A 21,038-nucleotide genomic window follows, 5' to 3' on the forward strand; every position below is an offset into this window, starting at 1 on the left:
TGTTCAAAAGACGGGTATATGATCATTCTCCAAGATAGATCATAGCGCCAAAAAATCCAGAAGCCCCATGGTTAATGTTTTTGCCATGCTCTTTTTACAAAATATCCTTGTCATCCTTTGCGCAAGGCTTGGCCCATTTCACGAATATCATTGATTTTTCCTGACAATGCAGACCAGTCATCCTGTTGTGCAATGTCGGTCCAGATCGCTTCGACTTCCTCGATATGCATCGAACAGGGGGAGGCTTTGCGCCAATATTCGCTGACAGGCTCTCGGGAGCGCTCGCGATCGGCCATCAACGACTGAAAGTCCGAAAATTCGGATGCATTCTTGTCCGGTTTGGCAAGATTCGCGGCTCCGCCCCAATCGAAGAAGAATTGATCAATCTCTATTGTCTTTTCCGCCAGTCCCTTTTCCGCGGCGACAACCAGATCGCGATCCGCTTCAAAACCCTCTGACCGGACGCCAAGACGCCAGCAGAAATGTTCGGTGAAGGCTTTGCCATAGGCCTTGGGAAAGCCTTCAAGCGTTGCAACAAGCGGTTCGCTGTCCGAGATCAGGCGGAGAGCGCTGGCGAGTTGCGCGAGGTTCCAATGCAGCGCTTCCGGTTGCCGGGCAAAGCAATATAATCCTTCGTGGTCGAAATAGGCGGCGGTAAATCCGGGCTCCCAGTAAGGCGTGAAGCGCCAGGGGCCGTAATCGAAGCTTTCGCCGGTGATATTGATATTGTCCGTGTTGAGGACGCCGTGGACAAATCCCGCAGTCATGTAGGCACCCGCCAGCTTCGCGACTTCCTGTGCGACTTTTCCGAACAACTCCGCTGCCGGGTCGTCGGTCTGTACCCCGCCATAATATTGTTCGAGACAATATTCGACGAGTTGCCTCATCAGCGCTTCATTCTTCTCATAAGCGATCCGCTGGAACGTGCCGAACCGTATGTGGCTGTGACTCAACCGCGTCATCACCGCCGACCGGGTGGGAGAGGGCTCGTCGCCGCGGGACAATTTTTCTCCGGTCTCGACAACTGAAAAGGTCTCTGAAGTATAGACGCCCAGAGCTTCTAGCATTTCGGTTGCCAGAATCTCGCGGACCGCACCTTTCAGCGTCAGTCGACCGTCGCCGGATCTGCTCCACGGCGTGGTGCCGGATCCCTTGGTCGCCAGATCCATGAGCCGTTGCTCGTGATCGCGAAGCTGTGCGAACAGGAATCCACGGCCATCGCCGATGTCGGGATTGTAATTGCGGAACTGATGTCCGTGATAGCGGAGTGCCAGCGGAGGATCGAGATTGTCGGGCAGCGGTTCGAACCGGCCGAAATGGGATAGCCACTCCTGCTCGTCGAGCGTGTCCAGTCCGACGCTCTGGTCCCAGCGGTCATTTCTGAACCGCAGAATATGCTCGGGAAAATCGGCGGCGGCGACCGGATCGCCGATCTTTTCTCCCAATTTGGTGATCTGGACATCCGGCTGATAGACGCTCTTGCCGGGTTCGGATTGCGGTTTATATGGCATTTCCCTTCAGTGGCGGCTAATCGGTTTTGCAGCAAGTGGGAAGACGGGATCAAATTGGTATGAACCAGAAAAAATCTTATCAGGACCTTTACTGGGAAGCCGATGACGGGTTGAAACTGCACGCCTATGACTATCCGTCGGACAGCGGTAAAACCCCCGTTATCTGCGTACCCGGACTGACCCGCAATGCCCGTGATTTCCAGCATCTTGGCGCGGAGTTTCCCGGGTCGCGCCGGATCATCATGCTCGACCTTCGCGGTCGCGGCATGAGCGAATATTCCAAGGACAGCAGCACCTATAACCCCAGGCAATATGCTTCCGATATCATCATGTTGATGGACGAGCTGAAAATAGAGAAGGCGATTTTCTTCGGTACGTCACTGGGTGGAGTCGTGACCATGGTCATGTCCAAAATGCATCCGGAGCGGGTGGCTGGCGCGTTGCTGAACGATATTGGTCCCGAGCTTGACCAGCGGGGTCTCGACCGGATTGCCTCCCATGTAGGGCAGGGACGCAGCTTTGATACATGGGCCCATGCCGCACGCGACATGGCGGAAAACAACGGGGACATTTTTCCCGACTTCACCCTGAAGGACTGGATCGCCTTCGCCAAGAAACTGTACCAGATGAACAGCTCCGGCCGGATCAAGCTGGACTATGACATGAAAATTGCCGAGCCGTTTGACAGCAAGGGCGGTGGTAGCGGTGCATTGTGGAATGCGCTGGAGAATATGAAGGATGTTCCAACGCTTATATTGCGCGGAGAACTGTCAGACCTGTTCAGCGAGCGGGTCGCCGGGCAGATGCTCGAGAAACTGGACAAGGGCGAACTGGTCACGGTCCCGCGCGTGGGCCACGCTCCGACGCTCGAGGAACCCGCCTCGCTTGACGCGATCCATCAATTGCTCCACCGCATAGACTGAATATTTGTCAGCTAGCCGAACATGAAAATGACATGAAACCTGCAAAAATCCTGCATCTCCACAGCACGTTCAATCTGGGCGGCAAGGAAGCGCGCGCCGTCAGATTGATGAACCATTTCGGTGCCGCTGCCGAACATGTGATATTGTCGGCAGAACCCGAGAGTCTGTCCGCTCGCGATGCGATCGATGCCGGGATAAAGGTCGCATTTCCCAAGGATGCGCCTTCGCTGGCGGGGAAACCATCGCTGAAGCGATACCGCGAATTTGTCAGCTATTTCCGGCAGTTTGATCTGATCCTGTCCTATAATTGGGGCTCGATGGACGGCGTGATGGCGCGAACCATATTCTCGCGTGTCGGCGGCTTGCCTCCGCTGATCCATCATGAAGACGGATTTAACGAAGACGAGCAACAGAAGCTCAACTGGAAGCGAAACTGGTTCCGCAAATTTGCTCTGGGTGACGCGCGCGCGCTTGTCGTGCCGTCGGAACAACTGGCAGCGATCGCGAGGGATGTCTGGAAACAGCCCGAACAGAAAATCCAGCGTATTCCCAACGGCATCGATGTGAAGCGCTTTGCCAAAAAACCGCAGCGCGGTGCCTTGCCGGGTTTCATCAAGCGCGACGGAGAAGTGGTCGTCGGTACGGTGGCCGGGCTGCGCGCGATCAAGAATTTGCCGCGTCTGGTACGTGCCTGTGCCGCTGCGGGCGACAATGTCCGGCTGGTGATAGTCGGTGAAGGGCCGGAAAAGGAAGCGATTCTGGCCGAGGCCAGGCGTGTCGGGCTGGATGACCGCTTGCTGATGCCGGGCTTCATGGCTGATCCGGCGCGCTATATCGGCCTGTTTGATGTGTTTGCGCTGTCATCGGATAGCGAACAATTCCCGATTTCGCTGATCGAGGCGATGGCCGCCGGTTTGCCGGTTGCGGCGACCGATGTCGGTGATATAAAATCGATGGTCTCGCAGGCCAATCATGGATTTATCAAACCGCTTGCCGATGAAGCAAAATTCCAGGAGTCGCTGACGACCCTGATCCAGCATCAGCAATTACGCGAGGACCTGGGCATGCAGAACCAGCTTAAGGCGGAGGCCGAATATAACGAGAGCAAGATGCTGGGGCGCTACGGACTGCTTTACGGTCATGCACTCGGACGCGCTGAATTTGGCGCGGTTAAATAACGCAATTCATAACAGAGTTTTTGCGAGCATTTTTGTCTGCCGCCGTCTATATCGACTTGGGGAAAATAGGAGATTTCATTGTTCAAAGGCTTAAAACCCATCCAGTATAACGGTCACGAAGTATGGCCTTTGATCGAGGGTGGAAAAGGCGTCGCAGCCACCAATCACGCCAGTTCGGGAGCCTGGGCGGCTGCCGGCGGCATCGGCACGGTCTCCGCAGTCAATGCGGACAGCTATGACGAACATGGCAATGTCATCCCGCAAATCTATCACGGCCGGAAACGCGAAGAGCGGCACCAGGAACTGATCGAATATGCGATCGACGGTGCTGTCACGCAGGTCAAGCAGGCCTATGAAATTTCCGAAGGCAGGGGCGCGATCAACATCAACGTCCTGTGGGAAATGGGCGGCGCGCAGCAGGTCCTCGAAGGCGTGCTGGAGCAGACCAAAGGCATGGTCGCGGGTGTTACCTGCGGCGCGGGCATGCCCTATAAATTGTCCGAAATTGCCCAGCAATATGGCGTGAACTATCTGCCGATCATCAGTTCCGCCCGTGCTTTCCGCGCGCTGTGGAAGCGGGCCTATAAAAAGGTCCCGGATTTGATGGCGGCAGTGGTCTATGAAGACCCCTGGCTGGCGGGTGGCCATAACGGCCTGTCCAATGCAGAAGATCCGCGAAAGCCGGAAGATCCCTATCCACGGGTCAGGGACCTGCGCGACACGATGCGCGCCGAAGGAATCCCGGACAGCGTACCGATCATCATGGCCGGCGGCGTCTGGCATTTGCGGGACTGGCAGGACTGGATCGACAGCGACGAGCTTGGCCAGATTGCCTTTCAGTTCGGCACCCGGCCCCTGCTCACCAAGGAAAGCCCGATTCCGCAAAGCTGGAAGAGCGAGCTGACCAAGATCAAGGAAGGCGATATCCTGCTGCACAAATTCTCGCCGACCGGGTTCTACAGTTCCGCGGTCCGCAACGAATTTCTCCGCAGTCTGGAATCGCGGTCTGAACGCCAGATTCCCTATTCGACAGAGAAGGCTGGCGAACATACACATCAGCTGGATGTCGGGATCAAGGGCAAGAATTTCTGGGTCACGCGCAACGATCTGCTGCGGGCGCGCGAATGGGACGGGCTCGGCTTTACCATGGCGATGAAGACACCGGACAACACGCTGATATTTGCAACGCCGGAAGAGTCGAAAATGATCCGCAAGGATCAGGCCGACTGCATGGGTTGTCTGTCGCATTGCGGTTTCTCGGCGTGGAAGGATCATGACAATTTCAGCACCGGGCGGCTCGCTGATCCGCGCAGTTTCTGTATCCAGAAAAGCCTGCAGGAAATCGTTCATGGCGCGCCGGTCGAGGAACATCTGATGTTTGCCGGCCATGGCGCGTATAATTTCGGTACCGATCCATTCTACTCCAACGGCTTCGTCCCGACGGTGCAGCAACTGGTGGATCGCATTCTAACCGGCGACTAAAGTGGAAATCCGGCTTGATGATTTGAGCGGCCGGCAGGTTCAGGACCTGCTGGCCGCGCATCTCGCCGGAATGCAGGAAAACTCGCCGCCGGAGAGCGTCTATGCGCTCGATCTTTCGGGTTTGCTGGCACCTGATGTCTCTGTCTGGACCGCATGGGACAGCGAAGAGTTGATGGGCATTGGCGCGCTGAAACAGCTTTCGTCATCAACCGGCGAGATCAAGTCGATGCGCACCGATCCCAGGCATCTGCGCAAGGGCGTTGGCCTCGCTCTTCTTGACCATGTCATCGCTCTAGCAAGGGAACGCGGTTACCGGCGTCTGAGTCTCGAGACCGGTTCCGGCGCAGAATTTGAACCGGCGCTGACCCTGTATCGCAAGCGCGGGTTTGCCAATGGCGAGCCGTTCGGCGACTATAAGCCGACGGACTTCAACCAGTTTCTGCATTTGGATATGTGATGAGCTGCGCGCTGTCTCCCGTGAGGGAGAAGGCTTATAGTCTCAATCCAGATCCCAGGCCCGTTCGCCGTGGTTGGAAATATCCAGACCATCGCGCTCGTCGTCTTCGCTGACCCGCATCGGCAGGATGAAGCTGATACCGAAGCCGAGGATTGCCGTGGCGACCGCCGACCAGATGGCAACCGCGCCAACGCCGATCAGCTGGGCGACAAACTGGCTGCCAAAGGCCATGCCCTCGCCATAGCCGGTGCCGCCAAAACCTTCGGAGATGAACAGCGCCAGCATCAGGCTGCCGAGGATGCCGCCGACGCCATGGACCGCGAACACGTCGAGGCTATCGTCGATCTTGAAGCCGTTCTTGACCAGACCAACCGCCATGAAGCAGACAATCGACGCCACCGCGCCGATGATGATCGAGGCGCCGGGGCCGACGAATCCGGCCGCTGGCGTGATCGTCGCCAGTCCGGCAATCGCGCCGGTGGCGACGCCGACGGCGGTTGATTTACCGACCTTGAATTTCTCGATCAGGATCCACACCAATGCGGCCGTGGATGCGGCAATATGGGTGTTGATGATCGCAGCCGACGCATCGTCGGTCGCGGTCAGGGCCGAGCCGCCGTTAAAGCCGAACCAGCCTACCCAGAGCATCGCAGCGCCAGCAACGGTCAGGGCAGGGCTGTGCGGCAGCATCAGGGTTCTGGGCCAGCCCATGCGCTTGCCGAGCATGATCGCGACGACCAGTGCGGAAACGCCCGCTGTGGTGTGCACCACGATACCACCGGCAAAGTCGAGCACGCCGAGATTGCTCAGCCATCCGCCGCCCCAGATCCAGTGTGTCACCGGAGCATAGACAACGAGCAGCCAGAGGGCGGAAAAAGCCACAACCCAGCCAAAGCGCGCGCGTTCGACCCATGCGCCGATCATCAGCGCGGGGGTGATCACCGCGAAGGTCATCTGGAACAGGGCAAAGGTGGATTCGGGGATCGCCGTGCCTTCCCGGACATTGCCGAGATTGCCGAACATCCAGTTGAGGCCGTTGCCGAGAAACCCGTTGGTGACCTGACCGAAAGCCAGTGTGTAGCCGACGATTATCCAGAGAACCGAGCATATGCCAGCCACCGCCATGCACTGGATCAGCACAGAGAGGAAATTCTTGGAGCGGACCAGCCCGCCATAGAACAAGGCGAGGCCGGGCAGGGTCATGAACAGGACCAGAGCGCTGGAGGTCAATATCCAGGCGGTGTCGCCGCTGTTGGCGACATCGGTCGTCGCGGGATCGATGACCTGCTGCGCTAGAAGCGGGGAAGCGGCGTATCCGGCCGCGAGTAAAGTGCCCAATGACTTGACCAGATGTTTCATGACATTCCCCGTAACCTTAATCTTTTCATGTCCGTTCGCTGTTGCGAATCGGATTGTGCAGAATTCCTAGTCGAGACCCTCAGCCGACTCAACGGAAAGCTTATACCCAGCCGTCGAGCACCTGATCCGGCGGACGGTGTCCGTCGGCCCAGACGCGGATATTGGTAATGACCCTTTCGCCCGAGGCCTCGCGGCCCTCGAATGTCGCGCTGCCCATGTGGGGGAGCAATACGGTATTCTTGAGTTGCAGGAACCGCGGATCGATATCCGGCTCTCTTTGATAGACATCGAGTCCGGCGCCGCCGATCCGTTGATTTTCAAGAGCGTTGATCAAAGCATCCTCGTCGACCAGGTCTCCGCGGGCGGTGTTGATCAGATAGGTCGAAGGCTTCATTTGGCTGATCCGCTCGGCGTTGATCATTTCATGGGTCTCCGCGGTGTGCGGGCAGTGGAGCGAGATAATGTCGCATTCGCGGATCAGCTGCTCGAGATCGGCGACATAACTGGCGCGCAGAGTTTCCTCGACAGCCGGCGGGAGTTGCCGGCGGTTATGGTAGACAATCGACATGCCAAATCCGGAAGCGCGCCGGGCTACGGCCTGCCCGATGCGGCCCATGCCGATAATGCCGAGCTTTTTCCCACCAATGCAATGGCCGAGCATGCCGGATGGTTTCCAGCCCTCCCATTGGCCGGAACGCATCAGCTTCTCGCCCTCGGAAAGACGGCGTGGCACCGATAATATCAGGGCCATGGTCATGTCCGCCGTATCTTCGGTGAACACACCCGGCGTATTGGTGACGATGATTTTCTTCGCCCGCGCGGCAGCAAGGTCAATATGGTCGACGCCGGCGCCGAAGCTGGCGATCATCCGCAGCCGGTCCGGGGCATTGGCGATCATTTCCGCATCGATATGATCGGTCACGGTCGGGACCAAAACGTCGCAATCTGCCATCGCGGCGATCAGGTCGTCGCGGGAGAAAGGCGTGTCTGCGTGGTTGGGTACGGCATCAAACAGTTCGCACATGCGATCCTGATTGGCATCCGCCAATTCGCGGGTGATGATGACACGGGGATTCGCGGGGCGTGATGAGTCTGGCATAGGCCATCGCTATGCCCGAATTTTGCTACAGGTCAAGCAGGCGGCGCTTGAAGCGGACCTTGGTTTCGGGCTATGCTGACATCAATCGGGGAATGAGTAACCTATCATCATGCGTATTCTGGCTTTCATTCTTGTTATGGCGGCGGGCCTGTCCCTGTCAGACGCAGCGGCGGCGCAGCAGCAGCCACCCTATTGGGCTTCGGTCGACGAACCGGAGGCGCGGATGCGCACCGGGCCGAGCACCGAATATCCCACCATGTGGATATACAAGCGCGAAAAGCTGCCGGTGAAGGTGCTTGCCCGCTACAAATCGTGGCGGAAAGTCGAGGACCATGAAGGCACGCAGGGCTGGATGCACGCGCGTCTGCTCAGCGCTTCGCGCACGGGTCTGGTGCTCGCGACCAGCGGAAAGCCGGTCGCGATGCGCGCCTTGCCCAATGACGGTGCGAAAATTGTCTGGATGGCCGAACCGGATGTGGTCGGCAGCCTGACCCAATGCGAAAAAGGCTGGTGCCTGTTCGACGTAACCGGCCGTCGGGGCTATATCAGCACCGACGACGTCTGGGGCGACGAACCGCTGAAATAGTTCAGTCGGTCAGTTCGATCGCCACCGCTGTCGCCTCGCCGCCGCCGATGCACAATGCCGCGACGCCCTTTTTGAGGCCGCGCTTTTTCAGAGCTGCTATCAACGTCACCATGATGCGCGCGCCGCTGGCGCCGATCGGGTGTCCGAGAGCGGTCGCGCCGCCGTTGACGTTCAGCTTGTCGCGGTCGATGCCGATGTCCTGCATCGCGAACATGGCAACACAGGCAAACGCCTCGTTCACTTCCCAGAGATCGACATCGGCGACCGACCATCCGGCCTTGTCGAGGAGCTTCTTGATCGCGCTGACCGGTGCGGTGGTGAATTTCGAGGGAGCATGGGCATGGGCGGCATGGGCGACAATCCGCGCGACCGGCTTCAGACCCTTGGCTTCGGCAACGCTGGCACGGGAAAGGACCATCGCGGCTGCACCGTCCGAAATGGAGGATGCATTGGCAGCGGTAATCGTTCCGTCTTTGGCAAAAGCAGCGCGGAGTTGGGGGATTTTATCGGGATTGCCCTTGAGCGGCTGCTCGTCCTTGTCGACCGTGACGCTGCCCTTGCGGGTCTTGACTTCGACCGCGACGACTTCGTCGTCAAAGCCATCGCCTTCGACAGCCGCTTTGGCGCGGGCGAGGGATTCAATCGAATATTCGTCCTGCGCTTCGCGGGTCAGCTGATATTCGCCAACGGTTTCCTCGGCGAAGCTGCCCATTGCCCGGCCTGGCTCATAGGCATCTTCCAGACCATCGAGAAACATATGGTCCTTGGCTTCGGTGTGACCGAGGCGGGCGCCGCTGCGCATCTTGGGCAGCAGATAGGGCGCGTTGGTCATGCTTTCCATGCCACCGGCAACAATGATGTCGATCGAGCCAGCCGCGAGCGCCTCTGCGCCCATGATCGCGGCCTGCATGCCCGAACCGCACATCTTGTTGACGGTCGTGGCTTCGACCGATTGTGGCAGGCCGGCGAAAATCGCAGCCTGACGGGCAGGGGCCTGGCCCTGGCCGGCGGAGAGAACATTGCCCATATAGATGCGCTCGACATCCGCGCCTTCAACCCCGGCACGCTCGACCGCAGCCTTGACCGCGACAGCACCGAGATGGGATGCGCTCACTTCGCCCAGCGCGCCCTGCATGCCGCCCATCGGCGTACGGGCATAGGAAAGTATGACGATCGGATCGGAGTTGGACATGGGTTGGCCTTTCTGTGTTTCGAGCGCAATATCAGCAATGCGCGAATCTTGAGACGCACATAGGCGCGCCATCCGGTTTTTTCAATTGCGCCATTGAACGGCAGGGCCTGCCGTGGCAATCGAAGGTTCAATCTTCATGGGAGCGCCCGTTGCCCGCTTTTCTCTTGCCGACAGCCGGTATCCTTATGGGCCTGATCATCGGGAGCTTTCTCGCGACGCTGATCGTCCGGTGGCCGGAGGGGCGTTCGGTCATCGCGGGGCGCTCTTCTTGCGACGATTGCGGACACCGGTTGCACGCCTGGGAGCTGATCCCCGTGGTCAGCTTCATTCTGCAATCGGGCAAATGCCGCATATGCGGTGCGCCCATTGCCCCGGACCATATCGCGACAGAACTGGCAGCCGGCATGATCGGGGGACTTGCGCTGTTCGCGGCGCCGGGCGCGGAAGGAATCGCGGGGGCGCTGTTCGGTTGGCTGTTGCTCGCACTCGCAGCCCTTGACGTAAAGCATCACTGGCTGCCCGACCGGTTGACCGCAATTCTCGCGGTTTCGGGGCTGGCAGCTGGCTTTCTTTCGATGTCTCCACCGATTTATGACCGCCTGATCGGCGGAGTAGTAGGATTTGTCTCGCTGACTGTCGTGGCCAGCGCCTATAAAATGATCAGGGGACGAGAGGGGCTTGGCGGGGGTGATCCCAAGATGCTGGCCGCAATCGGCTGCTGGCTGGGCTGGGCGGCCCTGCCGCTGGTCATCCTGGGCGCCGGTCTGACCGGTTTGCTGGTGGCACTATCGTGGAAAATCCGGGGCAAAAATGTCGCAGCCGACAGCCTGTTGCCGCTCGGCAGTCTGATGGCCATCGCTGCTTTTCCGCTCTGGCTTTATCAAACGGCAGCGAACGGGGTCCTGTACTGATTTTCCGGTGGTTGCGATATGATTGGAAAAAGCCGTTGCCAGCGCAAAGGCGGTTCGCTAACAGAGCCTCGATTTCGCTGATCGTCAATCGACGCAGCTTAGGAGCCCCTGTGGTGGAATTGGTAGACGCGCTGCACTCAAAATTGCATTCTACCTTAAAAAATTAGCTAAAAACCCTTAAATACCAACAGTTTGAGCAAAGACGAGACTTCCAAAAAGACTTACACATGTCTTACACATTTTGGAGTTTCGTTATGACTGCTGAAAGCTACGCTTTGATGGATGGCGCGCTTCACGTTTATCGGCGTGAGAATAGTCGCTTCTGGCAATGCTCAACCTATCTGGGCAGCCGGAACCATCGGCAGACAACAAAAGAGATGAACCTTGCGGCCGCCAAGGATTTCGCGCGCGACTGGTATATGGAAAAATGCGTCGAGGATCGTCAGCGCCGACGTGGCGGACTGGCCTTACTGGCGAATCCTCTCCAGCCGCAAATCACCGAACCTGTACCCGGACTTGGCCAAGCGACCGATGGCCGCCTGCGCCGAACGCCAACTGGTCCCAGTTTCGAGGATGCCGCCAAAGCATTTCTCGATGAGTTCGAGGTTATCACGCAAGGCGAGCGCAATGAGGGATATGTAGAATCGAAGTCGATTCACGTCCGCGTCCACCTCTTGCCATTCTTTGGCGATACCGCGCTCAAAGACATTAACGCGGGCAAGGTGCAAGACTATCGGGTCCACCGTCAGACGTCCCGTGTCGATGCGAAAACCGGTAAGCCAAAGAAACCGGCCCGCGCGACCCTGCACGGCGAGATTGTCACGCTCCGTCAGGTATTGAAGACCGCCAATCGCAAGGGCTGGATTTCCGCAATTCCGGATATGTCAGCGCCATATAAGACATCAGGCAAACTGGAGCATCGCGCTTGGTTCTCACCCGAAGAATATAAATTGCTTTACGAAGCTACACGCGAGCGGGCCAAAAATCCTCCCAAGCCGCGCTGGCGCGAAGTCTGCGAGACTTTTCACGACTATGTTCTGTTTATGGGAAACACCGGGCTTCGCCCCGATGAGTCGGCACGGATTCAGCTTCGCGACGTCAAGATAGTGGATGATGAATCGACGGGCGAGCGCATATTGGAGATAGAGGTGCGCGGGAAGCGGGGTGTCGGTTTCTGCAAATCGATGCCCGGCGCAATCTTGCCCTTTGAGCGTGTCCGTGATCGCAAGGAGCTTAAACCGACCGATCCTATATTTGGGAAGACGCCACGCGAATTGATGAACACCGTCCTTGACGAGCTCAATCTGAAATTCGACCGCGATGGCCATGTCCGCACATGCTACAGCTTGCGGCATACCTATATCTGTCTACGATTGCTCGAAGGCGCGGATATTTATCAGGTTGCCAAGAACTGCCGAACCAGCGTCGAGATGATCGAGAAATATTACGGGCGGCATTTGAAGAACAACATTGATGCTTCAGCAGTCAATGTTCGCAGAGCGCGTCCTAAGTCAGTTGCCGCCTCAAAGAAGTCTTTGAAGCCAAAGGTATAATATGGGTTCTTGATGTTTTTCGTTGCGTCTCGTGACGACCGCGTTATATGGCTCTCCCAACGCGGGCGTGGTGGAATTGGTAGACGCGCGGGATTCAAAATCCCGTTCCGCAAGGAGTGTGGGTTCGATTCCCACCGCCCGCACCATCTAAATTAGCAGGCTCCGATAAGCCGACCGCACGGTGGGTAGGAGCCTGCATTAGCGGATCGCTTGGGGACGCACGTCCCGCGCTCCGCTTTCGCGAAATGACAATCGAAGGGTATTGTCATGTTGGCCTCAGAAATCCCGGACGGGATTTGGCCATCGCCGATGATTCACGCTGCGAAGCGCAGCTTCGCCTTTGGTAATCTATACAAGAAATGAGCGTGAGCCTGTTAAACTGTCACCGTAGGATATCAGCGCCTGCGTGGCGACCTATCGAGGGCTTAGCTTGAACGAGTATGCTCCAAATCCTATATTTAAAGTCAATCAAAACAAGTAGGATAGGAAATGCAATGGCTCCGGGCCGGAACGAAGATTGCTGGTGCGGCAGCAAACGCAAATACAAGCATTGCCACCATGATATCGACAACGCGCCAGACGATCAAAAGTACGAGACGGCGCAACGGGTCTATTCAACAAATTGGACAGTGACGGCTCGGAAGCATTCCGAGAATGGTGTCTATGATTGGCTCGCTTCTCAACTCGTGAGCCGTGCTCCTAAGCGCATTTTGGATATCGGTTGTGGCAGCGGTCATGGTCTTGTTGCGATGCGAGAAGTGCTAGGAAATGACGTTCGTATTGTCGCAGTTGATGAGAACCGGGCCTGCCTAGATTCCGCGCGCGACACGTTGCATCGGCAAGGCGTGGCGGCCCAAGTTGTGCATCGCATGACAGTTTCGCAGACTCCGACAGGGTTCAATCATGTTGCGGGACCGTTGTCATTCGATGCCGATTCCGCCTGCACGCTTATCGAGTCGGACATTTGCAATGATCCTTTCCTGACAAGCGCATTACTGGACTCTGGCCAATTCGATGCTGTGACCATCTGGTTGACGGGCGTCCACATGCTCAGGCAGTTCAATGTCAATGTTATGGAAAACGATATAAATAGCGATGCCACGCATCGCCTCTATGTTCAGAACGCAGCATATGAACTGGCGGACGCAGTTTTACACCCGGGTGGTATATTGCAGGTTGGCGACCGTGGTCAAACGCCCGATACACCGCTTCTGGAAGCAGACTTGCTCCAAGCTCATTCTCACCAAGCATCGGTAACATCTCTGGAGGTGAAGTCTCTCGCACATTGTCCCTATAATGAGCCCGGCCAGCGACGAACCCCGATGGTATTTACCCCCGGATCGGCGGGTTTGATTCCGGACAAGTTGGAGCTTGCGATCATTTCGGTCGTCTCGGAGAAGCCGCAATGAATAGCGCTGCAGAAACCCACGGACTTAAGAGGTTAGACGATACACGAATATTGCCCGGTGACATCATCTTGGTCACCTCTTCGTCTAAGCTGAGCGCTATGATCCGGCTAGCAACCCGGAGCGACATTTCGCACGCTATGGTATGTGTTGAAGACCGCTCGGTGATCGACGCTACCGGCGAAGGAGTTCAGGCTAGGAATTTGCAGCGTCTGTTTCTGGAAGAGGCTTGCCCGGTCCATGTCCTTCGATTGCGGGAAGGGCTGTCGCCTTCGCAGCTCGATTCTTTGCGGAATTTTGTGCGAAGCCATATTGGCACGCGTTATTCGAAGCGCCAAGCCGCGATGTCTGCATTAAGCGGTGCGCACCAATGGGATCGTAAGCAATTCTGCTCGCGGCTCATCGCCCAGGCATACGAGGCCGCAGGCATCCAACTGGTACGCGACCCCAACTTCTGTTCGCCCGGTGATATTCAGTCGAGTCAATTACTCGAAGCCGTTAGTAACGCTACGATCCCGGTTTCACCCTCTGAAGCGGCTTTGTGGGCAGACCGCGACGATATTCCCCAAAAAATGCGTGATGCTATCAACGTTGTGCTTAGCGGCGCGCGCCGAGTCGATTCTACAATTGAAACATTCGACGACCTTCACCGCCACCTTGTCGCTCATCCCGAACGGGACGGCGAGATGTGTCGATTGCTCGAAAAATCCGGCTATCTTTCTCTTTGGAAAATCGAACAGGCAAAGAACCCTTGGCAGTACGACCTTGCGCCAATGAATGCTGCTCCCGACGCGGAGATTGAAGATTATTGCTGGAGCGTAGTGGCAAATGAGTCAGGGGGCCCCAACCGTTATGCCGTAAACCGGGGTGCTTACACACTGTTCGCCCGCCAACATGATTTGCAATTCTTTCATGTTATGGCCGATCTCTACGAATTGCTTGCGACTTTGCATCATCGGCGTGTCGATGTCGCGGCGCAATGGCTCCAGTCGCGCGGGCATCTGACGGGAATCTCTTCTCCAGCGCTGATCCCGCATAGTGAGGGGTGGTTCGAAAGGCTCACCGTTTGGAACCCGGCCCAAGCGCAGATGGCGCGCGCTGTGATCGGCGCAGCCGGCCATATTGATGTTTGTACAGTGTGCGGAGACGAGCCTGTAAATGATTACCGGCTGGAAAAGCCTGCTCGGCCCGCTGGAGGTACAGATACGCTGAGACTATGCGAAGACTGTGTGCGAATTCGGCGTAAGAACGGTGAACCTTTCGTGCTTTTGGATGCAGGGCAAGAACCAGGCAGCAATTAGGCGCGAGCTAGACCTCAATATGTACAAAATAAATGACTGAGAAGAATTCTCGCTGTGTCGCTCATATCCATCATTTTTTCTGAGCACCCCCAAGGACAAGATCATCCAATGTAGGCATCGGATCTTCGATGTTTTGTATCAATGTTTGAGACCATAACACCGAAGTCTCGTAATAAGATTCGGAGACTATCTCGCCATCTTTTTCGAACCAGTGTGTCGCCTCAGGCAACAGATCTTTCCTTACGGTATTGCGCGCATGTGGATTGTGGAAGACTTCAAGTTCTGCTGTCCAAGGTTCATAGCCCAAAGGCCACAAATACCGATACTCTTCGCTCGTAACATCAAGGCAAAACGGGATGCCTTTCAGCGCTCCCGGTGTTCTATCGAAGAAATTACCAATCCGCGTGTAGCGAAGTCCTTGGGTGTCGGCACCTGCCGATGCGCCCACGCGATTGAGCTTCGCGACCGAACACGCATTTGAAAACAGGACTGCTGATAGCTCGCTGCTATCAGCATTTGTGAAGAGGCCTGCAGGAAAGGCCGAGGCACCCAGCAAATGCGTCGCTGCCATTGGTACTGCCGTTTGTTTTCCATTAATGTTACGCACATGCGCCCCGGTGCCGTAAAGATAGCCCATCAACGCTTCGCGGCTCCAAACCATTGATGCCGGCGCGTGGAAATCTGCTATAGCAATCATGAACGGATCGCCTGCCACATGATCCAATTCATGATATTTCTTTTGAATCTTGTTACCCAATGTCTTTGCGTATCGGACCGCCGCCGCACCAAAAAACAACTCTTCTTGGGACTCCGGCTGACTGCTTTGCTTGGCGTTTACGTGGTCATACGGCACTTTTGGATTGGCAGTGACCGCCTCTACCCAACCCACACCGCCAAGTCGGTTCTCGATCCGAAAATCGGGAGACGTTTTTGGCTGCGTCACGAGTTAGCCTTGTTCTCGAAAACTCGCCAAGAGCTGGGCTTCCCAAAGTCGCGTATGAAAATTTCGCGTCTGACAATCCCCCGCCCAGTTTTTGTCCGGCGCAGGTAGCGAAAGATAAAGCTGGTTGAGCATCCACGCCGCAATATGGTGAGACCGGTTTGTTAGTAGAGAAAACACATCGCTTGGTTGGCGCTTGCCAAGATCATACAATGCTGGACGACGCGCGGTATTCGCAGGCATCGGGACAGCCGGAATTCCGCTGCTCAAACCCCGCTCCAACTGAAGTCGAGCTTCTTCCTCCGTCGCTAGGTCGGTCATTTCTTCGATTTTCGACCACACGTGGTCAACACGTCTCCCCATCACCAAAATGCCAAATGTACTGCTTTTAACATGGCGCGTGATAACCCCAAACGCATGCCCATCGTCACTTTGCCATGCGCCAATTGGAGGTTGTTCTCCAAATCCATGCCCACGGGGAAGTGCTAGCGCATAAACATCAAAAATCGTCTGAGGCAGCTCCTTCATGGAATCGTATAGTCAGTTTGCGGGCACTGATATCTCATCGCGGAAGCTTCACCCGGAGGCGCCGAGCTCGTTCTTGGAATGCGCCTTCACCGCCTTCAAGGATGTCGCAGACTGCCTTGCGAATGTCTGCATTCTCCAGTCCGCCCGAGATATACGTAATCGGCGGCAGCGCTCCGTGTGGATGGGGGCCAGCCTCTGCGATAATGATCTGATCGGCATCAGTGTTGATCACTAGATTTGCATTATGGGTCACCATGATGACTTGCCGATTTGACTTGGCTTCGATGAACAGGCCGACTAACTCGTCGAACACAGATTTTGGATCAAGATTTTCTTCTGGTTGATCAATTACCAGAGGTCGACCGTCACCATCGTCAAGGGCCAAATAAAGTAGCAGCAGAACGATGCCGCGTGTCCCTGGCGACAGCTTGCGGATATCCACCCCATCATACTCGATACCGTACCGGATATCGATATGGTCCGTACTGAAGAGCCACTGCGCGAACCGTTTTGACCATGCTCTGAATTCGTCTTGCTCCGAGTGCGCGACAGGAGAATGATCAAGCAAGGCTTTTTGGTATAGCCTTCGAAACTCCTTCATTGCCGTCACGACGTCGGCTGATCCACCCGTTTCCCATGATTTACTAAGCACTTCGTTCGCTCTCTGGCGAAGCGTGCCTTTACCTCTAAAATCACCCCCTTTTCGCAGATCAATGAGGTCTTCCTCCGCTTCATTTGCCCACGACTGTACGTTCGCAACACGAGCTACTGTGAATGATAATTTCCTGAGTGTTCCCGGCGCAGCAGCAAGACGAGTCATCAAAGGGCGGTACAGCTCCTCAAGAACGGCTTGTTCGGACACCAGAGCATCAAATGCTCGACCATAGGCGTCTTCGCGTTCAACCTGTAGTTTACGCGCACGCTCCTTGGCTCCTTTGCTGTCTTCAAGTCTTTGCTTGAGCGTTTGTAACCCTGCAGTTTCAGTGGTGATCCGCTGCGAGAGCGCTGCATACTTGCGCTGCGTTTCCTTATCGGCGCTGACGAGCTTTTCGAGGCGGGTCATCTCGGCTTCCAAGACAGCTTGGGGTAACTTTGTCAGATCTGCATCATCGGGAAAGTGCGGAGTTTTTGAATCATCAAGTGTTGCCGGGGGCATGCCTTTCAGCTCAGCAATCTTTCCGTCAGCCCACTTGATAAATTCTTCCAAATCGTCATCGACATCACCTGTGTAGTCGAGAATGAAGGCTGCCCATTGCTCTTCCGACATTCCACTGTTGGTGTGGCGAGCTTGGCTTTGGCGCAACAACTCGGGCGCCTGATTGCGCCGCAAGTCCTTGGTTTCGTCCTGCAGCGCGATAAACGTTCGGCGTTGATTGGAAAAGCGACGAACATTGACCTTGATAGCGTCTGCAGCCGCTGAAACTTCAATGTGACGTTGGGCACGGTTCTCGCTGCCCGCTGCAACCAGTTTTGTCCGGTCTGCCGTGTAGCCATCGAGGACTTTTGTTTTCTGTGCTACTTGTGCATCAAGGCTGGTTACAAGTTTCTCTTTTTCCAGCTCGGTACTAATCCGATCAGAAATTTGAGAAACCGCTTCTGCTTCGCGCTCCCGTGCCAACCGATGGCGTGTCGCACGTTGTTCAAGCAATTCCTCGAAATCGAGAGCTTCATCACGATCCTCAGGCGGATGCGCCTCGAAGATAACGCGTTCAATCTCTCGCATAAGTTCATCTGTCACACCGCTAGATGAGCACAAATCTTCGACAAATTGCTGCGATAGGTAGCGCACTCTAGGATAACTCGTTGGATCACCTGAATCAGAACCATCCAACGCCCGAATGTCGGACGCACCAGCAGCCCAGCTCACCTTGACCTTGCCGTTCCCCAGCAGCGGGCGTGCTCGGATCAAAAAGGACGGATTAGCGTCTTCATCTGCTGACCAGTCTTCGTCAGGGATCGAGTCACATCCAGCTGCAATCATGTCCGCAAGTGCCGTCTTTCCAGACCCTCTTGCGCCGATAATCGTCACGAGGCCGGAGTTCAGAGGGATTACGGGCGTTTCCATCCAAGGAGCATCTTGGATTCTTATTTCCGATATGACTTGTGAGGGGGTCGCCGATCCTGGAGCTTCAGAACCGACAAATGCCCGGCCGCGCGGGTCGATGCAGGCCTGTCGCAATGCGTCGAACTCAAGCCCTCCCTTGATCCAAGAGAACCGATCTCCAAATGGCGTCGCGACATCCTCTATCTTGTGCGCGTCGCTTCCGTGAAGGCAGGGTTTCAATCCCCGATATGTCTTGCAAATGTCTTCAGCTGACATTGCGCGATCACCCAGCCAAAACTCGCGTTGAGCGACACTGCTGGCGAAAATCACGTCGGCAAATCGCTCGATTTCTCGGCGCATCGTCTGATCAGCGGCCTCGCGCACACCCGAAGTCCCATCGGTTGCTCCGCCAGCCACGCCTACGAGAATGTTAGCACGTGCCCATGCGCTCTCTTCAAGCACTTCGCGAAACTCGCGGAAATTTACTTTGAATTGGTTAGCACCGTAGGCAAGCGCGGCATTATCTTCGACAATGTCAGGGTCTGCTGCCTTTCCGAGACGGATCAGTTCCGATCGCGTGCAATCATAGCGATCTGCTTGAACTGTAAAATGCACGCGAGACAGTAATCGTTCTAGCTGCTCAATATGATCGTCATCGTCGGGGCACACAAACAAATGCAGATTTACGAAGCCACCCTTGGATGTGGCGACATCCAATCTAACCTCGACGTTAGGAAAAATGAGGTTCACGCCTGGCAGCCGACCGGCTTCCTTGAAATCGACAACGCGTTTGTAGGTGTCCGTAACATAATAGTCTGTGACGGCCAGCGCCCCAATGCGCGGCGATGCTGCCTCAAGCGCAGCGATATAATCTTCCCAAGCCGTCAGACCCTTGAATTGATCGTTCATCACGGTTCCTGGCGCGTGAATGTGGGGCTCCCACCGCCGCCATACAGATCCTTTGCTTAGCATATAGATGGGTTCCTTTTCTTCTTCTCCGGGACTGGTTCCGGGTTATCTTCTTTACCTTCAGATGCGCTCCAAACACTCGGTACCGCGATTTTCTAACTCCTATGTCGCTGCAGCGATTTCAGCGGCGTGAGCCGCCGCTGGCATCAAAAATCTCGCAAGATCCTCAATCACCTTTGACAGCGGTCCAGGATCAATGGAGACGTCACGAGCAAAGGCCTCCCACTGGCCCTGCTTGGCTGGGTCTTCGCCAAATGCCGCTGTCAGACCGTCTGGTGTTTCTGCAGGTATCTCCGTTTCGCGCCGAGAAAATGTGGCGGCTATGGCCTTCGGCAACCTGCCATCTTCAAATGTGAACGACTGGCTCAAAATCCAAATGTCGTAATAGTCTTTCAATCGGGTGTTGGCGTGACCGAGTGCAACCATCGCCTGAAACTTTTCTGCAATCACGGTTTCACGCGCATAACCTTGCAGTTTTGGCGGAGACATTTCCAGCATGACCGGGAAGTCCAGATTTTCGGCACCAGGTTCCGTCGCATCGCCAAAGCCGATATCGACAGAGACCGGTACTTTTGCGCCGCCGATCTCGGCAATCGTGCGAACGCGCACGCCGCCATATTCTACTTCTTCACGAATACGGTCGATGCGCGCGGCGGCAGCGTCGAAATGTACCCCGTCCTGATCGTCGATAGCGAGGATTTCGCGGAAAAGGTCGAGCACTGCGTCTGGGTCAGGGTCGCCATAACCGAGCAGATCAAGGTCTTGTGTGCCTCGGAATGGTTCGTCGAACCATGTCATCAAAAGCGTTGCTCCCTTCAGAACGAAGCGATCTGCATGTTTTGACTGGCTGAGCCGGTACAGCAGCCGCTCAATCGCATAACGATTGAGAACGAAGTTGAAGGTTTGATTTTGGTCACGCGCAATGTTCAAAAGCCGCGCGCGCACCGAAGCGCCGATGTTTTTCATTTCCTTAGCCATTGGCCGTTAGCGCCTCAAGATAAGGCCGGATCACCGTGGCCACGCCGCCGCGCTCAGCATGATGCGCGATTTCAGACGCTGTTGCTTTGCGCTGCCGGATTGCCTCTTGCAGCCCTTCTAACGCTACCGATTGCCCAACGGTGCGGCGATGGCGGAAACAATCTGCGATGGTTTTCGCAACGCCGAAAACTTTTACCGGAACGCCCTCGATTGAGACGTCTATGACATCATCGTTGAGCAGGGCCTCTGTGAAACGCACGGTTTTGAGTGGCGGATTGCCATCCTTTGGCGTCCAATCATTGGCGCCGATTGCCATCCACACAGATCGGGGCAGCTGATCGGTCAGTTCATGATAGGCGAGGGCGGACACAAGGCAAATGACTCCCTTCGGAACACGTTTTGCCGCTTCCGCTAGGCTATGATTAGCATCGATCGGTGCGTCCGGCAGCTGGTACATGCCCCTTGAGAGGCGAACGACCTCGCCATCGTCCAGCATACGGCCAATGGTCGCTGCTGTGATTCCTGCTGCCTTAAACTCGGACAGACGGACGATCCCCTGCTTACCAAGGACTGTTTTTGCTAGATCGCGCTGTGTACCGGTTGTCGGCATTGATATAAAAC

At 56.1% G+C, this 21,038-nt stretch carries 18 protein-coding genes and 1 tRNA gene; 10 read left to right on the forward strand and 9 right to left on the reverse strand.

Going from position 1 to position 21,038, the window contains the following annotated elements; genetic code table 11:
* Positions 1–110: 110 nt before the first annotated feature.
* Complete coding sequence (locus HUO14_RS04575; protein ID WP_176278659.1) at positions 111–1,511, reverse strand: protein adenylyltransferase SelO family protein; 1,401 nt, start codon at positions 1,509–1,511, stop codon at positions 111–113.
* Positions 1,512–1,570: 59 nt separating this feature from the next.
* Between HUO14_RS04575 and HUO14_RS04580 the strand changes: the two genes are divergently transcribed.
* From HUO14_RS04580 to HUO14_RS04595, 4 genes are all read left to right on the forward strand, one after another.
* The gene (locus tag HUO14_RS04580) at positions 1,571–2,434 is read left to right on the forward strand and encodes an alpha/beta fold hydrolase (RefSeq protein ID WP_176278660.1); all 864 of its coding nucleotides are present in this window, start codon (positions 1,571–1,573) and stop codon (positions 2,432–2,434) included.
* A gap of 32 nt (positions 2,435–2,466) precedes the next feature.
* Complete coding sequence (locus tag HUO14_RS04585) at positions 2,467–3,612, forward strand: glycosyltransferase (RefSeq protein WP_176278661.1); 1,146 nt, start codon at positions 2,467–2,469, stop codon at positions 3,610–3,612.
* Positions 3,613–3,690: 78 nt separating this feature from the next.
* Positions 3,691–5,094, forward strand: a complete 1,404-nt coding sequence (locus tag HUO14_RS04590) for an NAD(P)H-dependent flavin oxidoreductase (RefSeq protein WP_176278662.1) — start codon at positions 3,691–3,693, stop codon at positions 5,092–5,094.
* A gap of 1 nt (position 5,095) precedes the next feature.
* Positions 5,096–5,551 (forward strand): GNAT family N-acetyltransferase, encoded by a 456-nt coding sequence (locus HUO14_RS04595; protein WP_335647452.1) that lies wholly within the window; start codon positions 5,096–5,098, stop codon positions 5,549–5,551.
* 42 nt (positions 5,552–5,593) lie between these two features.
* Here HUO14_RS04595 and HUO14_RS04600 read toward each other — a convergent pair whose 3' ends face one another.
* Both HUO14_RS04600 and HUO14_RS04605 read right to left on the reverse strand, forming a co-directional pair.
* The gene (locus HUO14_RS04600; RefSeq protein ID WP_176278663.1) at positions 5,594–6,910 is read right to left on the reverse strand and encodes an ammonium transporter; all 1,317 of its coding nucleotides are present in this window, start codon (positions 6,908–6,910) and stop codon (positions 5,594–5,596) included.
* Between the two features lie 100 nt (positions 6,911–7,010).
* On the reverse strand, positions 7,011–8,009 hold the full coding sequence (locus tag HUO14_RS04605; RefSeq protein ID WP_176278664.1) for a 2-hydroxyacid dehydrogenase: 999 nt from the start codon (positions 8,007–8,009) through the stop codon (positions 7,011–7,013).
* Between the two features lie 109 nt (positions 8,010–8,118).
* Between HUO14_RS04605 and HUO14_RS04610 the strand changes: the two genes are divergently transcribed.
* Positions 8,119–8,595, forward strand: coding sequence for an SH3 domain-containing protein (locus tag HUO14_RS04610; RefSeq protein ID WP_246255237.1), 477 nt, complete (start codon positions 8,119–8,121; stop codon positions 8,593–8,595).
* Position 8,596: 1 nt separating this feature from the next.
* On the opposite strand, the gene HUO14_RS04615 is transcribed toward HUO14_RS04610, so the two are convergent.
* Complete coding sequence (locus HUO14_RS04615) at positions 8,597–9,787, reverse strand: acetyl-CoA C-acyltransferase (RefSeq protein ID WP_176278665.1); 1,191 nt, start codon at positions 9,785–9,787, stop codon at positions 8,597–8,599.
* 149 nt (positions 9,788–9,936) lie between these two features.
* Here HUO14_RS04615 and HUO14_RS04620 point away from each other — a divergent pair, with 149 nt between their 5' ends.
* The 5 genes from HUO14_RS04620 (at position 9,937) to HUO14_RS04640 (ending at position 14,958) form a co-directional block, all read left to right on the forward strand.
* Positions 9,937–10,698, forward strand: a complete 762-nt coding sequence (locus tag HUO14_RS04620) for a prepilin peptidase (RefSeq protein WP_343046053.1) — start codon at positions 9,937–9,939, stop codon at positions 10,696–10,698.
* Positions 10,699–10,952: 254 nt separating this feature from the next.
* Positions 10,953–12,251: a site-specific integrase gene (locus HUO14_RS04625; protein WP_176278666.1), complete on the forward strand. Its 1,299-nt coding sequence runs from the start codon at positions 10,953–10,955 to the stop codon at positions 12,249–12,251.
* A gap of 61 nt (positions 12,252–12,312) precedes the next feature.
* Positions 12,313–12,397: transfer RNA gene (locus HUO14_RS04630), tRNA-Leu, on the forward strand.
* Between the two features lie 348 nt (positions 12,398–12,745).
* On the forward strand, positions 12,746–13,660 hold the full coding sequence (locus HUO14_RS04635) for a methyltransferase (RefSeq protein ID WP_176278667.1): 915 nt from the start codon (positions 12,746–12,748) through the stop codon (positions 13,658–13,660).
* Complete coding sequence (locus HUO14_RS04640; RefSeq protein ID WP_176278668.1) at positions 13,657–14,958, forward strand: YiiX/YebB-like N1pC/P60 family cysteine hydrolase; 1,302 nt, start codon at positions 13,657–13,659, stop codon at positions 14,956–14,958. Before HUO14_RS04635 ends, HUO14_RS04640 begins: the two co-directional genes overlap by 4 nt.
* 70 nt (positions 14,959–15,028) lie before the next feature.
* On the opposite strand, the gene HUO14_RS16135 is transcribed toward HUO14_RS04640, so the two are convergent.
* From HUO14_RS16135 to HUO14_RS04660, 5 genes are all read right to left on the reverse strand, one after another.
* On the reverse strand, positions 15,029–15,901 hold the full coding sequence (locus HUO14_RS16135) for a hypothetical protein (RefSeq protein ID WP_217907902.1): 873 nt from the start codon (positions 15,899–15,901) through the stop codon (positions 15,029–15,031).
* 3 nt (positions 15,902–15,904) lie between these two features.
* Positions 15,905–16,426 (reverse strand): hypothetical protein, encoded by a 522-nt coding sequence (locus tag HUO14_RS16140; protein WP_217907903.1) that lies wholly within the window; start codon positions 16,424–16,426, stop codon positions 15,905–15,907.
* 34 nt (positions 16,427–16,460) lie between these two features.
* Positions 16,461–19,442, reverse strand: coding sequence for a TrlF family AAA-like ATPase (locus HUO14_RS04650; RefSeq protein ID WP_176278669.1), 2,982 nt, complete (start codon positions 19,440–19,442; stop codon positions 16,461–16,463).
* Positions 19,443–19,541: 99 nt separating this feature from the next.
* The gene (locus HUO14_RS04655; protein WP_176278670.1) at positions 19,542–20,417 is read right to left on the reverse strand and encodes a nucleotidyl transferase AbiEii/AbiGii toxin family protein; all 876 of its coding nucleotides are present in this window, start codon (positions 20,415–20,417) and stop codon (positions 19,542–19,544) included.
* The gene (locus HUO14_RS04660; RefSeq protein ID WP_176278671.1) at positions 20,410–21,027 is read right to left on the reverse strand and encodes a type IV toxin-antitoxin system AbiEi family antitoxin domain-containing protein; all 618 of its coding nucleotides are present in this window, start codon (positions 21,025–21,027) and stop codon (positions 20,410–20,412) included. The genes HUO14_RS04655 and HUO14_RS04660 overlap by 8 nt, the downstream gene beginning before the upstream one ends.
* Between the last annotated feature and the right edge of the window lie 11 nt (positions 21,028–21,038).

It is taken from the genome of Parasphingorhabdus flavimaris (genome assembly GCF_013371215.1).
GTDB classification, from domain to species: Bacteria; Pseudomonadota; Alphaproteobacteria; order Sphingomonadales; family Sphingomonadaceae; genus Parasphingorhabdus; species Parasphingorhabdus flavimaris.

Bases quoted from the DNA above. Each gene is read 5' to 3' on its own strand.
- HUO14_RS04640 (WP_176278668.1), top strand. From the start codon at position 13,657: ATGAATAGCGCTGCAGAAACCCACGGACTTAAGAGGTTAGACGATACA.
- HUO14_RS04635 (WP_176278667.1), top strand. From the start codon at position 12,746: ATGGCTCCGGGCCGGAACGAAGATTGCTGGTGCGGCAGCAAACGCAAA.
- HUO14_RS04605 (WP_176278664.1), bottom strand. From the start codon at position 8,009: ATGCCAGACTCATCACGCCCCGCGAATCCCCGTGTCATCATCACCCGC.
- HUO14_RS04650 (WP_176278669.1), bottom strand. From the start codon at position 19,442: ATGCTAAGCAAAGGATCTGTATGGCGGCGGTGGGAGCCCCACATTCAC.
- HUO14_RS04580 (WP_176278660.1), top strand. From the start codon at position 1,571: ATGAACCAGAAAAAATCTTATCAGGACCTTTACTGGGAAGCCGATGAC.
- HUO14_RS04660 (WP_176278671.1), bottom strand. From the start codon at position 21,027: ATGCCGACAACCGGTACACAGCGCGATCTAGCAAAAACAGTCCTTGGT.
- HUO14_RS04655 (WP_176278670.1), bottom strand. From the start codon at position 20,417: ATGGCTAAGGAAATGAAAAACATCGGCGCTTCGGTGCGCGCGCGGCTT.
- HUO14_RS04625 (WP_176278666.1), top strand. From the start codon at position 10,953: ATGACTGCTGAAAGCTACGCTTTGATGGATGGCGCGCTTCACGTTTAT.
- HUO14_RS04600 (WP_176278663.1), bottom strand. From the start codon at position 6,910: ATGAAACATCTGGTCAAGTCATTGGGCACTTTACTCGCGGCCGGATAC.
- HUO14_RS04585 (WP_176278661.1), top strand. From the start codon at position 2,467: ATGAAACCTGCAAAAATCCTGCATCTCCACAGCACGTTCAATCTGGGC.
- HUO14_RS04615 (WP_176278665.1), bottom strand. From the start codon at position 9,787: ATGTCCAACTCCGATCCGATCGTCATACTTTCCTATGCCCGTACGCCG.
- HUO14_RS16140 (WP_217907903.1), bottom strand. From the start codon at position 16,426: ATGAAGGAGCTGCCTCAGACGATTTTTGATGTTTATGCGCTAGCACTT.
- HUO14_RS04610 (WP_246255237.1), top strand. From the start codon at position 8,119: ATGCGTATTCTGGCTTTCATTCTTGTTATGGCGGCGGGCCTGTCCCTG.
- HUO14_RS04575 (WP_176278659.1), bottom strand. From the start codon at position 1,511: ATGCCATATAAACCGCAATCCGAACCCGGCAAGAGCGTCTATCAGCCG.